This is a genomic window from Tabrizicola sp. (assembly GCF_034366665.1).
GTDB lineage: Bacteria > Pseudomonadota > Alphaproteobacteria > Rhodobacterales > Rhodobacteraceae > Tabrizicola.
The window spans coordinates 1-13,228 of the sequence record NZ_JAXMMF010000077.1 but is presented as its reverse complement, the minus strand read 5'-3'; the positions used below and the strand labels follow the sequence as shown (position 1 = coordinate 13,228).

12 protein-coding genes are annotated in these 13,228 nt (G+C 66.3%); 8 read left to right on the top strand and 4 right to left on the bottom strand.

Annotation, left to right across the window (positions count from 1 at the left end; genetic code table 11):
* Both U1E69_RS10490 and U1E69_RS10485 read right to left on the bottom strand, forming a co-directional pair.
* On the bottom strand, positions 1–2,345 hold a 2,345-nt coding region (locus U1E69_RS10490; RefSeq protein WP_322244326.1), incomplete at its 3' end, for a [protein-PII] uridylyltransferase.
* Between the two features lie 4 nt (positions 2,346–2,349).
* Positions 2,350–3,522 carry a penicillin-binding protein activator gene (locus U1E69_RS10485; protein ID WP_322244325.1) on the bottom strand — a complete coding sequence of 391 codons (1,173 nt, stop codon included), beginning with the start codon at positions 3,520–3,522 and terminating at the stop codon, positions 2,350–2,352.
* A 72-nt stretch (positions 3,523–3,594) separates the two neighbouring features.
* On the opposite strand from U1E69_RS10485, the gene rsmI reads away from it, so the two are divergent.
* Genes rsmI through gshB form a run of 3 tightly spaced genes read left to right on the top strand, consistent with a single transcriptional unit; the run spans position 3,595 to position 5,882 of the window.
* A complete protein-coding gene (gene rsmI, locus U1E69_RS10480) occupies positions 3,595–4,485 on the top strand; it encodes a 16S rRNA (cytidine(1402)-2'-O)-methyltransferase (RefSeq protein WP_322244324.1) in 891 nt (296 codons plus the stop codon).
* A gap of 2 nt (positions 4,486–4,487) precedes the next feature.
* Positions 4,488–4,886 (top strand): YraN family protein, encoded by a 399-nt coding sequence (locus U1E69_RS10475; RefSeq protein WP_322244323.1) that lies wholly within the window; start codon positions 4,488–4,490, stop codon positions 4,884–4,886.
* 54 nt (positions 4,887–4,940) lie between these two features.
* Positions 4,941–5,882: a glutathione synthase gene (gene gshB / locus U1E69_RS10470; protein WP_322244322.1), complete on the top strand. Its 942-nt coding sequence runs from the start codon at positions 4,941–4,943 to the stop codon at positions 5,880–5,882.
* Here gshB and U1E69_RS10465 read toward each other — a convergent pair.
* Both U1E69_RS10465 and U1E69_RS10460 read right to left on the bottom strand, forming a co-directional pair.
* Positions 5,879–6,769 carry a hypothetical protein gene (locus tag U1E69_RS10465; protein WP_322244321.1) on the bottom strand — a complete coding sequence of 297 codons (891 nt, stop codon included), beginning with the start codon at positions 6,767–6,769 and terminating at the stop codon, positions 5,879–5,881. The two genes, gshB and U1E69_RS10465, sit on opposite strands and share 4 nt — an antisense overlap.
* A 183-nt stretch (positions 6,770–6,952) precedes the next feature.
* A complete protein-coding gene (locus U1E69_RS10460) occupies positions 6,953–7,723 on the bottom strand; it encodes a CPBP family intramembrane glutamic endopeptidase (protein WP_322244320.1) in 771 nt (256 codons plus the stop codon).
* Between the two features lie 279 nt (positions 7,724–8,002).
* Between U1E69_RS10460 and U1E69_RS10455 the strand changes: the two genes are divergently transcribed.
* From U1E69_RS10455 to U1E69_RS10435, 5 genes are read left to right on the top strand one after another with little or no spacing between them, the layout of a single operon-like run.
* The gene (locus tag U1E69_RS10455; protein ID WP_322244319.1) at positions 8,003–8,698 is read left to right on the top strand and encodes a response regulator transcription factor; all 696 of its coding nucleotides are present in this window, start codon (positions 8,003–8,005) and stop codon (positions 8,696–8,698) included.
* Between the two features lie 56 nt (positions 8,699–8,754).
* Positions 8,755–9,903, top strand: coding sequence for an FIST N-terminal domain-containing protein (locus tag U1E69_RS10450; protein WP_416200272.1), 1,149 nt, complete (start codon positions 8,755–8,757; stop codon positions 9,901–9,903).
* Positions 9,900–12,092 (top strand): PAS-domain containing protein, encoded by a 2,193-nt coding sequence (locus tag U1E69_RS10445; protein WP_322244318.1) that lies wholly within the window; start codon positions 9,900–9,902, stop codon positions 12,090–12,092. Before U1E69_RS10450 ends, U1E69_RS10445 begins: the two co-directional genes overlap by 4 nt.
* Before the next feature lie 59 nt (positions 12,093–12,151).
* The gene (locus tag U1E69_RS10440; protein WP_322244317.1) at positions 12,152–12,679 is read left to right on the top strand and encodes a carbon monoxide dehydrogenase subunit G; all 528 of its coding nucleotides are present in this window, start codon (positions 12,152–12,154) and stop codon (positions 12,677–12,679) included.
* Between the two features lie 60 nt (positions 12,680–12,739).
* Entirely contained in the window at positions 12,740–13,225 is a 486-nt protein-coding gene (locus tag U1E69_RS10435) for a (2Fe-2S)-binding protein (RefSeq protein ID WP_322244316.1), read from the top strand.
* Positions 13,226–13,228 lie beyond the last annotated feature (3 nt).

Below are 13,228 nucleotides of genomic sequence, written 5' to 3'. Positions count from 1 at the left end.
ATGTCCTGAACCCAGAAGACCGCCGTCGCATAGCCGTCCTTCGAGGTATAGGTCCGCGCATCCACGACGTTGGCGCCGACCAGCGCCAGCGCACCGGCCAGACGGCTGAAGATGCCGGGATGGTCGGCCAGCGCAAAGCAGGCGCGGGTCGCGTCGCGGTCGGGGTCGGGGTGGAGGTCGATGCGGATCTCGTCGTCGCCGATCCCCTGAAGAAGACGCGCAAAGACCTCGTGCGTGTCGGTCGACAGGCCCTGCCAGTAGGGCGCGTAGTGGCGGGTCGTCTCATGCTCCAGCGCGGCGGCGTCCCAGCTGGACAGCCGCTCCCGCAGGGCAAGGGTCGCGTCAGCCTGCCGGTTTTCACGGTTCAGCGTCTCAAGCCCGCCTTCCAGCGCGTCGGCGGTCTGCTTGTAAAGCTGCCGCAGCAGCATGGCCTTCCAGTTGTTCCAGGTGCCCGGACCCACGCCGCGGATGTCGCAGACGGTCAGGACAGTGAGGAGGTCCAGCCGCTTGCGCGTCCTGACCGCCTTGGCAAAGTCGCGCACGGTGCGGGGATCGCCGATGTCGCGCTTCTGCGCCATGTCGGACATGAGCAAGTGGTAGCGCACCAGCCATTCCACCGTTTCACATTCCTCGGCATCCAGACCCAGCCGGGGGGCCACGCGCCGGGCGATCTGGGCGCCAAGGATCGAATGATCCTCGGGGCGGCCCTTGCCGATGTCGTGCAGAAGAAGTGCCACGTACAGCACCCGCCGGTTCACCCCCTCTTTCAGGATCGAGGAGGAGAGCGGCAGGTCCTCGACCAGTTCCTCCCGTTCGATCTGCGCAAGGCAGCTGATGGTCTGGATGATGTGCTCGTCCACCGTGTAGTGGTGGTAGACGTTGAACTGCATCATCGCGACGATGGGTTCGAATTCCGGGATGAAGGCGGCCAGAACGCCCAGTTCGTTCATCCGGCGCAAGCTGCGTTCGGGGTTCCCGTGTTTCAGGAGGAGGTCAAGGAAAATGCGCTGCGCCTCGGGGTCTTCGCGCATCTCGTCGTCGATCAGGTCAAGGTTCTGCGTGACGATCCGCATGACGTTGGGGTGCAGAAGGTATTTGGTCCGCAGACCTTCCTCGAAGACCCGCAAGAGGTTCAGCTTGTCCTTCAGGAAGGCCTTGGGGTCGACCACGTCGATCCGGCCCTGAACCAGCTTGTAGCCTGGCTTGACCCGTTTGGTCATCTTGAAGATGCCGAACAGACTGGCCTCGCGCTTGGCGTGGCGGGCTTCCAGTTCGGTCAGGAAGATGCGGGTCAGCTCGCCCACACGGGTCGCGAGGCGGAAGTAGTCCTGCATGAAATGCTCGACCGCGCGGCGGCCGGCGGTGTCGCGGTAACCCATCCGGGCCGCCACCTCGACCTGCAGGTCGAAGGTCAGGGAATCGGTCGGGCGTCCGGTGATGAAATGCAGATGGCAGCGCACGGCCCAGAGGAAATCCTCGGCCCGGGCGAAACTGTCGAACTCCTCACGGTTGAGAAGCCCCGCGTCAACCAGCCCTTCGGCCGAGGGCACCCGGTGCAGGTATTTCCCGATCCAGTACAGCGTCTGCAGGTCGCGCAGGCCGCCCTTGCCTTCCTTGACGTTCGGCTCCAGCACATAGCGCTGGCCGCCCTGACGCTTGTGCCGTTCTGCCCGTTCCGCCAGTTTCGCCTCGATGAACTCGGGGCCGGAGTTCTTGAACAGTTCGCCCCAAAGCCTGGCATCCAGGTCCTCGGCCAAGGGCCGATGGCCGCAGATGAAGCGGTGTTCCAGAAGGGCGGTGCGGATGGTGATATCCTCGCGCCCCAGGCGGATGCAGTCCTTTACCGTGCGGCTGGAATGGCCGACCTTCAGCTTCAGGTCCCACAGCATGTAAAGCATCGTCTCGATGACGCTTTCGGCCCAGGGAGTGATCTTCCAGGGCGTCAGAAACAGAAGGTCCACGTCCGATTGCGGTGCCATTTCGGCCCGGCCATAGCCGCCGACGCCCAGAACGGCGATGCGCTCGGCCTCGGTGGGGTTGGCCAGGGGATGCAGGCGCATGGCGGCGGCCAGCGTCACCTGCACCAGGACATCGGTCAGCGACGCCTGGGCCGAGATCAGCGCCCTCGCCTCACGCGGGGCGACGCGGAAATGGGCCTCGAACCCGGCGCTGGCATCTGCCTTGGCGGTCTGCAACGCGCCCACCACCACGGCCCGGGCGGCCTTGGGATCGGCTGCACCGCGCAAGGCGTCCAGCACGTGGGCCGTCAGCGCCTGCCCATCCGGCACCGGATAAGAGGTCCCGGTTGCCACAGGCGCAACCGGGGCCTCGGCGGCAGAGTCCACGATCTCAGAACCCTGCGCCGCCGAAGCTGCGCGGAGCAGCGTCGATCACCACGACCTGGTTCGTCCGGATCGTCGCCACGGCCAGCCCCCGTTCGTTGGTGCCGTTCGGCAGAAGGCGGAAGATGCCCGACACTCCGGCAAAGCCCGCCGACTGGGTCAGATCGCCCTTCGAAAGCGGTGCGCCGTCCTTGGCACGGTTCGCAAGGGCTCCGATGGCGGCGATCCCGTCATAGGCGAGCGAGGCCACGGGCACGGGCTGGCTTCCATAGGCGCCCTCGTACCGGGCACGGAACTGCGCCTGCAGGCCCGGGTCCGGCATGGCGAACCAGCCGCCCTGCACGCCCGGCAGCGCCAGCGTGGCCGGGGGAATGTCCCAGCGGGTCAGGCCGATGAACTGGGTGGTGGTCTTGTCGATGCCGTTGTCGACCAGAAGCTGGCTGAGCAGCGGCAGCGCCCCGGCCGTATCGGCGGTCAGGAACAGTGCCGTCGCCCCCGAGGAGCGTGCGGTGCTGACAATGCCCGAGGCCGCCTGCACGATGCCGTTCTGCGAGAATTCGTAGGACGTCACGCCAACGACCGAACCACCCGCGGCCGACACGCCCCGTTCGATCGCAGCCTTGCCAACTTCGCCCGCGACATTGCGGTCATGGACGATCAGGACCTTGGACTTGCCGTTCTTGACGGCGAACCGCGCCAGCCGACGGGCGGTGTTGTCGAAGGTCTGGCCCAGCACGAAGACGTTGCCGCCCGCGATGGCCGCGTTGTTCGAGAAGGCCAGGACGTTGACGCCCGAATTCGCCACCGCGACGCCTGCGGCGTTGGCCTCTTCTGAATAGAACGGCCCCAGGATGACCTGCGCGCCCTCGTCCACCGCCTGTTTCGCCAGCGCCGAGGCCTTCGCAGGACTGCCGCCGGTGCGGTAGACGCGAAGGTCGATGTTCACGCCCGACAGGTCCGCCATCGCCAGCCGGGCCGCGTTCTCAAGGTTCTGGCCGAAGAGTTCATCCTGCGACTGCCCTGACCCCGAAGGGATCAGCAAGGCAACCTGGACCGAGCCGCCACGGGACGATGGGGTCGTTCCCGGGCTTGAGGCCACACAGCCCGAAAGGACCACGGCACCAAGCACAAACAGCATCTGACCCAGCGACTTGCGGGCCCGGCGAAATACGGACAACATGGTGGTTCCTCACTGTAGCAGCGCGCTGCGTTTGCCGGTCAGGGTAAAGGGTTCGGGAAGGGAAGTAAACTTGTGAGGCAGACCTCCGACCCTGCCGGCACCAGCCACACGCCCGGCCTGCGCGCCATTCCGCCGGGGCTGCACCTGGTGTCGACCCCCATCGGCGCGGCGCGGGACATCACCCTGCGGGCGCTGGATGTGCTGGCCGGGGCGGATGTCCTGGTGGCCGAGGACACCCGGACCCTGCGCCACCTGATGGAGATCCACGGCATCCCCCTGGCGGGGCGGCAAGTCATCGCCTACCACGATCATTCGGGCGAAGGGCAGATGCAGCGCCTGCTGGGACTGTTGGCCGAAGGCAAGAGCCTGGCCTATGCGTCCGAGGCCGGGACGCCGCTGATCTCGGACCCCGGCTTTGAACTGGCGCGCGCCGTGGCGGCGGCGGGCCTGCCGATGAGTGCGGCACCCGGACCCTGCGCGGCGATCTGCGCGCTGACCTTGTCCGGCCTGCCCTCGGACCGCTTTCTCTTCGCGGGCTTTCCGCCCTCGGCGCAGGGCGCGCGGCGAAGCTTCCTGGAAGAGCTGGCACCGGTTCAGGCCACGCTGATCGTCTACGAAAGCCCCAAGCGACTGGCAGCACTTCTGGCCGAGATGGCCACGACGCTGGGCGGAACCCGGCAGGCCGTGGTCTGCCGCGAGCTGACCAAACGCTTCGAAGAAGTGCTACGCGGCCGCCTTGCAGACCTGGCCGACGACGTTGCAAACCGCGAGATCAAGGGCGAAATCGTGGTCCTGGTCGACCGCGCCCCCCCGGCAGAGGCGACCGAGGACAGCCTGCGTTCGGCGCTGGACGTGGCGTTGCAGTCGATGTCCGTTAAGGATGCGGCAACTTTTGTGTCGCAAACTCTGGGGGTGTCCCGCAAGATCGTCTACAAGATCGCCCTCGACCGCAGCCAAGGATAACCATGCCCTTCGACTTCGTCTCCTCTCCCGCCCGGCAGACCCGCAAGGCACGGGGATTGACGAATTACCTGGCCGGTCATGCCGCGGAAGCCTCGGTTGCCCGACTTTATGAAGACCGCGGCGTCGCCATCTGCGCCCGGAACTGGCACGGATCGACGGGCGAAATCGATCTGATCGGGCGCGACGGCGATGTCGTCATCTTCGTCGAGGTGAAGCAAAGCCGGACACATGACCTGGCCGCCTCGCATCTTTCCGACGCGCAAATCCGGCGCATCTTCGCCACGGTCGACGAATTCGTCGCCGGCGAACCTCGCGGCCTTTTGACCGATGTGCGCATCGACCTTGCGCTGGTCGACGGGCAGGGCCGCATCGAGGTGGTGGAAAACGCCTTCGTGGGCTGAATTGCATCTTCCGGCAGGTTCGGCCATCACTCACCTCCGAAGAAGGAGTGAGCCATGTCTCTGAAGGTCGCCTTGCAGATGGACCCGATCGGGTCGGTCAACATCAACGCTGATTCGACGTTCCGCATCGCGCTGGAAGCGCAGGCGCGGGGGCATCGGCTGTTTTTCTACACTCCCGATCGCCTGGCCTTCGTGGAAGGTCGCGTAATGGCCCGCGGCTGGCCCATCGAGGTCCGGCGCGAGGTTGGGAACCATGTGACCTATGGCGAGGAGACCGAGGTCGATCTTGGCGATTATGACGTCGTCTGGCTGCGCCAGGACCCGCCCTTCGACATGGGCTACATCACCACCACCCATCTTCTGGAGATGATCCATCCGAAAACCCTGGTGGTGAACGATCCGTTCTGGGTCCGCAACAGCCCTGAAAAGCTTCTGGTGCTGCGTTTCCCCACGCTGACCCCGCCCACGGCCATCGCTCGGGACCTTGCCACGATCCGCGCGTTCAAGGCGCGGCACGGCGACATCATCCTGAAGCCGCTTTACGGGAACGGCGGCGCGGGGGTGTTCCGGCTGGACCCCAATGATCGCAACCTTTCGTCCCTGCACGAGCTGTTCATGGGCATCAACCGCGAGCCGCTGATCGTGCAGAAGTTCCTGCCCGACGTTTCAAAGGGCGACAAGCGGGTGATCCTGGTCGACGGCGAGCCTGTGGGCGCGATCAACCGCGTCCCCCAGGCGGGCGAGACCCGGTCGAACATGCACGCCGGTGGCCGTCCCGAGAAGGTCGGCCTGACCGATCGTGACCTGGAGATCTGCCGCACCATTGGCCCGGTGTTGCGCGAAAAGGGCCAGGTCTTCGTCGGCATCGACGTCATCGGCGACTGGCTGACCGAGATCAACGTGACCTCGCCCACCGGCATCCAGGAACTGGAGCGCTTCGACGGCACCAACGCCGCCGCCCGCATCTGGGAGGTGATCGAAGCGAAGCGGGCCTAGGCCAGCCCGCTGTCCGGATAAGCCCGCACCACGTCCCAGACCAGCGCTTTCATCCAGTCGGCCTGTTCGTGCGTGGGCCAGCCCGGCTCGCCGCGCAGGTTCGGGATCTCGCGCGGGTCCCGGCGATAGATGACCGCATAATGGGCCAGAGCAATCAGGTAGCTGCCCTTGGCATTCACGTGGATGTCGTCCTCGAACAGCTCTGTCATCGCCTTGAGGCCCGGCGCAGACCCGGCCTGGATCGCATCCCAGACTGCGGCCATGATCATCGGACCCGGGATCACCCGCATCGGCGGGCTGCCTGCGGTCCGGTTGGTGTTGACATAGTCCGCGATGGTCTGCCACGCCGCCATTTCGACATCCAGCCGCTCGCGGAAGGGGATCAGCTGGTCCTCGGACGTGTCCCATTTCGACGGCGTCCCGCTGTCCAGGCCGATCCAGCTGGCATAATAGATCGTCTCGGCACCCTCGCCGCCGCGTCCGTTCTTCCAGGCGTGGTCAAACCAGGTCAGGGCGATCTTGTCGGCCGCGTGCCATTGCAGGGTCGAGCGCACCGAGACCCGCTCGGTCAGCACCAGAACATCATAATTTGCGATGTCGCGCTTTGCATCGACGGGCTCGATCGGGTTGGTTTCCCAGCGCATCTCTGCCGGGCTTCCGGGAATCGTGGACTTGTCGATCAACATGCCGCGCGATTGCGCCCCGCCTGCGGCCTTGACCAGCGTCTCCAGCGGGCGCGGGATGGCATCAGTCAGGCTGTGCCCGGACATCACGATCCGCAGATTGAACGGACGCTGCACCGGTTCGGCGCGAAGCGGAGTTGCGGCAAGCACCGGAAGTGCGGCCAGTCCTGCAAGGACGCTGCGGCGGTCGGGGTAATGCGACATCGAAAAATGACCTTTCACTTTATCTGCAGGAGCCAGCTTACACGTGCCAGATGGGGCTGGGAAGCCGTCGCCGCAAGCCCCCGAACTGCCCGGCCCGGCGAAATCCCGACGGGCTTGCCCAGGCGGGACAGCTGCGGAAACGGCAACCTTTTCGGATGCTTGCCTGTGGTCAATCCACGCGGCTCACCTGTGTTCGGCCACCGGATCGTGCCGCAGGCGTCGCAAGAGCACCAACCCGAACAGGAAGTTCGGCAGCACGACCAGCAGCGGCACAAGATAGGCCGACAGCGGCAAAGGCGCGTCGGGCAGCGGGTGCTGCACGGTCTCGTAGACGCCCAGCAGGATGCCGAAATTCCAGACCATGTGATAGACGACCGCCGTCCAGATCGACCCGGTGCGCAGCATCAGCGCGATCAGAAGAAAGCCGGTCATCATCGCCGCCACCGACTGCGCGGCCGCAAGGCGCAGGTCGCCCAGCGCGAAGGCGTTCAGCACATGGATCGTGCCGAACAGCACCGAGGTCAGCGCAACGGCAGGCAAGATGCGCAGCCGCGTCTTCAGCGCCTGAAAGAGGATGCCGCGGAACATCCACTCTTCCGACAGGGCGACGAGGCTGGTGTTGATCGCAAGGAACAGCATCGCCCGGCCCGGGGGGAACCCGATGGCAGAGGCGATGGCGTAGAACGGCAAAAGCGTCAGGATCGGAAACCAGACAAGCTTGGCCAGCGCCCCCAGCCGGGGCGCGCCGAAGCCAAGGTCGCGCCAGCCGAAGGCCCAGGTCGCGACTGCCAGAACCACAAGGCCGCCGACCACGTTCCAGGCAATGCCGGTGGTCAGAAGCCCGACGATCTCGGCTATTCCGGCGTCGTTCGCGCGCAGGAACGCTCCGGCCAGGATGGTCGCAGCAAGCCAGGCGAACAGGGTCAGAAGGGCTTGGGGCAGGCGGTTGGGCATGTCGGTCCAGAGGCTGAGGCGCGGCAGTCGCCTGCGGAGAGACGCTTTGGATGGGCGAAGCGTTCCCGGAAGCGTTCCCAGTCGCACGGACCGGATGCACAGGACTAAGCCCGGGGCGACCGCGCGGCAAGGCCAGGGCATCGACGAGGGTGTCACCCGCGGCGACTTCCTGGACACAGCTGCTGGCAACTCTTCCAGCCATAGGACTTTTGGCCTGTATCCCCGACCAAGGGGCCGGAGTAGACTGAAGCGGAACCTCGTACCCGAAGGCTTCGCAAGATGACGATGGTCCCCGCAGGCTTGGTCCGGCCGATGAACTTTGCCCTGATCGTGGACGACCACCCGTTGTTCTGCGATGCCCTGTCCATGACGCTGAAGTCCGTCGCCGGGATCGAAGAGATCGAAACGGCCGACCGGCTGGAAACCGCGATCCACCGGGTCGACCTGACACCCGCGCCCGATGCCATCGTGCTGGACCTGAACCTGCCGGACGTGAACGGGATCGACGGGCTGATCCGCTTGCGGCAGGCAGCGGCGGGTGTGCCGGTGCTGGTGGTGTCCTCGCTGGCCGACAGCCGGGTGATCGGGGCCTGCATGGCGGCGGGGGCGGCGGGCTTCGTGCCCAAGCATTCCCGGCGTGAGGTCTTCCGCGCGGCCTTCGATGCCCTGCGTGAGGGGCGGCGCTTCCTGCCCGAGGGGTATGAGCCGGTGCCCGAGGGCAAGGCCAAGGGCAGCGCGCGCGAGGAAGCCATCGGACGGCTCGCGCTTCTGACCCGGCAGCAGGCGAAGATCCTGCAGCTGGTCTGCGAGGGGCTTTTGAACAAGCAGATCGCCTACGAGCTGACCATCGCCGAAACCACGGTCAAGGCACATGTCACGGCGATCATGCGCAAGCTGGGGGTGCAAAGCCGGACCCAGGCCGTGCTGATCGCCCGCGAGACGAACTTTACCAGCCTGATGCCCGAGGACGGCTGAGCCCTTGCCCCGGTCGGTCGGCGCGCCGTAGCATCGGCCTTGGGGAGAGAAACCGGATGTCTGCGCCCTTGGCCCTTGCTGATGCGCTGATGCCGCGCGCCCATGTGGGCGCGCGCGATCCCGACGCCTTGGCAAAGCTGGCGCAGGCCCTAGGGCCGGGGCCGTTCGCGGCGGTGATCCTGTTCGTCTCGCCCGAGGCCGACCGTGATGTGCTGGCAGGCGGGTTGAGGGCGGCCTTTCCCGGCGTCACGGTGATCGGCTGCACCACGGCCGGGGAAATCTCACCCCAGGGATATTCGGAAGGCGAGATTGTCGCGGTCGCCCTGCCCTCGGCCCTCTTTGCGGTGGATTGCCTTGGGATCGACCTTGCCGCGCTGGACGGACAAGAGCTGATCGGGCGGCTGATCCGGGCGCGGGCGGAGCTGGCGCGGAAGCATGGCGGCTGGGAGGATGAGTTCGCCTTCGTGATGGTGGACGGCTTGTCGATCCGCGAGGATGAACTGACGGCGGCCTTGGGGCCAGGCCTTGGGCCGGTGCCGCTGTTTGGCGGCTCGGCCGGGGACGGGACGCGGTTCGGGGCGACCTTCGTCTTGCAGGACGGGGTATTCCGGCAGGGTCGGGCGGTGCTGATGCTGGTCAGGACGGCCTGCAAGGTGAAGGTGTTCAGCCTGAACCATCTGGTGCCCACGAACCGCCGGATGGTCGTGACCGGGGCCGATCCGGCGCGGCGGGTGGTGCATCAGATCAACGCGGAACCGGCGGCGCAGGAATATGCGCGGCTTCTGGGCAAGGACCCGGGGCAGCTGACGACCTTCACCTTTGCCGCGCACCCCGTGGTGGTGCGGATCGGCGGCAGCCACCATGTGCGGGCGATCCAGCGGATGGCGGACAACGGCGACCTCGTGTTCTTTTCCGCCATCGACGAAGGGCTTGTCCTGACCCTGGCCGAGCCCCTGGACATGGCCGCCCATCTGGACGCGGCGCTGTCCGGGCTTGCGGCGGGTGGCCGGCCCGCGATCCTGGCCTGCGACTGCATCCTGCGCCGGATCGCGGCAGAGGAGAACCAGCGGTTCGGGGCGGTTTCCGCGCTGTTGAAGGCGCATGGGGTGGTGGGGTTCTCGACTTACGGTGAGCAGTTGAACTCGATGCACGTCAACCAGACGATGACCGGGGTGGCGATCTATCCCCCCAAGGGTGCGGCATGATCGAAACGTTGATCAACCCCGCCGACAGCGCCGAACGGCGGGCTGAAAAGCTTCTGACCATCGCCGAGGCTCTGATGCGGCGGGTAGAGCAGGCGACGGATGACAGTGGCGCGGCTTATGCCCAGTTCCAGCGGGCGGCTTTGCTGGAGGATCAGGTGCGGGAACGCACGCAGGACCTGGGCCGGGCGCTGGACCTGCTGAACGATTCCAACGCGCGCCTCGCCGAAGCCACGCGTGAGGCGGAGACGGCGCGGCAGAACCTGTCGAACGCGATCGAGACGGTGCAGGAAGGCTTTGCGCTCTTTGACCGCGAGGACCAGTTGGTGATGTGCAACAGCCGTTTCGCGATGCACATGCCGGATGTCCATGCGCAGCTGCGTCCCGGTCTGGGGTTCTCGGATTATGTGGCGATGGTCAGCCGGTCTCCGCATCTGGCGCTGGAGGGGGAAAGCAGCGCGGACTGGTCGCAGGGGCGGATGCGGCGGCACAAGGACCGGCATGTCATCTTCAACGTGCGGCTGGGCGGCGACCATTGGGTGCAGGTGTCAGAGCATCGGACGGCGGATGGCGGGACGGTGATCCTGCAGACCGACGTGACGGACATCATCCTTGCCGAGCGGCACGAGCGGGGGAAACTGCTGGATGATCAGGCGCGGGTGATCCGGGCGACGCTGGACCACATCAACCAGGGCGTGGGCATCTTCGATGCAGACGCGCGGCTGGTCGGGTGGAACGGGCGGCTGGGCAGCTTGCTGTCGCTGCCGATGGGGCGGCTTCGGATCGGGGCCTCGTTCGAGGCGGTCTTCGCGCGCCTACCGATGCAATTCGAAGGGATGACGCAAGCCGCGCTGACGGGGTGGGTGGCGGGGGTGGTGCGTGCGCCGCTGGAGTTTGCGGTGCGGCGGGGCGAGGAGCTGATCCTGGACGTCTTCGCCCAAGGGATGCCGGACGGGGGGTTCGTGCTCAGCTTCACCGATGTCACGGCGGAACGGGCGGCTTTGCAGGCCCTTAGCCGCGCGAACGAGACGCTGGAAGCCCGGGTGATGGACCGGACGCTGGAACTGGAGGACGCGCTGGCCCATGCCGAACGCGCCAACGCCAGCCGGTCGCGGTTCGTGGCGGCGGCGTCGCATGACCTCTTGCAACCCCTGTCGGCGGCGAAGCTGTTCATCAGCTCGATTGCCGGTGAGGGGCTGGACCCCGGTGCTCAGGTGGCGCTGGAGAAGGCGCAAAATGCGTTGATGTCGGTTGAGGGGTTGCTGGGCGCGCTGCTGGACATCTCGAAGCTGGAATCGGGGAAGGCGGCGGTCAGCGTGGGGGCGGTCAGTCTTGGGCGACTTCTCAAGACGCTGGCCGAGGAGTTCGCGCCGATGGCGGCGGCGAAGGGACTGCGGCTGACGGTGGTGCCGTGCAGCGCCACGGTGGAAAGCGACCCGGCCTATCTGAGGCGCATCCTGCAGAACCTGATCGGCAACGCGATCCGCTATACCTCGCAGGGCCGGGTGCTGGTCGGTGCCCGCAGGCGGGGTGGTGTGGTGCGGCTGGAGGTGCGGGACACCGGTCCCGGCATCCCGGAAGACGCGCAGAACGATATCTTCAAGGAGTTTCACCGGCTGAACGCCCGTGCCTCGGCCAGCGAGGGGATGGGGCTGGGGCTGGCCATCGTGGAACGGGCCTGCGCGCTGCTGGGGCATCCGTTGGGGCTGACGTCAGAGGTCGGGCGGGGGACCTGCTTCATGGTGCAGCTGCCGCTGTCCGAGGCTGGCCTGCCGGTGCAGGTCGTCACGCCGGAACGGCGGCGCGGGCCGGTTGCGGCGGACAAGATCGCTTTTCTGGTGGAAAACGACGCCGAACTGCGCCGGGCGCTGGGGCTTTTCTTGGAAAAGTGGGGGATGACGGTGCTGGAGGCAGCCTCAGGCGAGGAGGCGGTGGCGCTGATCGACGAGATCGGCATCCTTCCCGACATCTTCATCGTCGATCACCAGTTGGGCGACGGGATGACGGGCGTCGAGGCCTTGGCGGCGCTACGGGCGGCGCATGGCCCGGTGCCGTCGCGGCTGATCACGGCGGATCGGGGCGGGGCCTTGCAAGACCTGGCGGCGAGGGCGGGCATCGACATCCTCTACAAACCCATCGACCCCCGTGCCCTGGAAGCCGTGGTCGCCCATCTGTCGGACCCTACGACTTAGGCAGCATAGCCGGACGCCCCCATGCGCCCTAGTCTGCGGCCCAAGAGGGGGAGTTTTCCATGCTGTTGAGTGATACCCGCGAAATCAAGGCCGACCCGAAGACGGTCTGGGACGCCATCCTGAACCCCGATGTGCTGATGGAGTGCATCCCCGGATGCCAAAGCCTGACCGGTTCGGTCGCCGAGGGCTACGAGGCCGTGGTCAAGCAGAAGGTCGGCCCGGTTTCGGCAACTTTCACTGGCCTCGTGCAGCTGTCCGACATCATCGAGGGCAAGTCCCTGAAGATCAGCGGCGAGGGCAAGGGTGGCGTCGCGGGCTTTGCCAAGGGCGGCGCGAACGTCAGCTTCGAGCCGATCGACGGCGGCACCCGCTTGACTTACGAGGCCGAGGCGAACGTGGGCGGCAAGATCGCCCAGCTGGGCAGCCGGATCATCGACAGTTTCGCCAAGAAGCTGGCCGACGAGTTCTTCACCCGCTTCCAGGCGGCCGTCGAAGACCCGGAGGAAGACCCCGAAGAAGTGACCGAAGAAGCTGTTGCCGATTCGGGGGAAAAGAAGAAGGGTTGGTTCAAACGCCTGCTCGGCTGAACCGACGGCCCGCGACCAAAGAAGACGCGAATACCTAGGACGACCCAGGGAGGAATACGAATGACGAAGGTCTCGATGACCGTGAACGGCAAGGCCGTTTCCGGGGAAGTGGAAGGGCGGACGCTGTTGTCGTCGTTCCTGCGCGAAGGGCTGGGGATGACCGGCACCCATGTCGGTTGCGACACCAGCCAGTGCGGCGCCTGCGTGGTGCATGTGGATGGCAAGCCGGTGAAAAGCTGCACCGTCTTTGCGGCGGATGTGGCGGGGGCTTCGGTGAAGACGATTGAAGGCATGGCCAACGCGGATGGATCGTTGAACGTGCTTCAGCAGGCGTTCCAGGATCATCACGGCCTGCAATGCGGGTTCTGCACGCCGGGCATGGTGATGTCGTCGGCGGCGCTGCTGGCGGAAAACCCCAAGCCCTCGGAGGCCGAGGTGCGCCACTACCTGGACGGCAATATCTGCCGCTGCACGGGGTATCACAACATCGTCAAGGCCGTGATGGCTGCCTCTGGGCAGGACGTCTCGGCACTCGCAGCGGAATAGGGG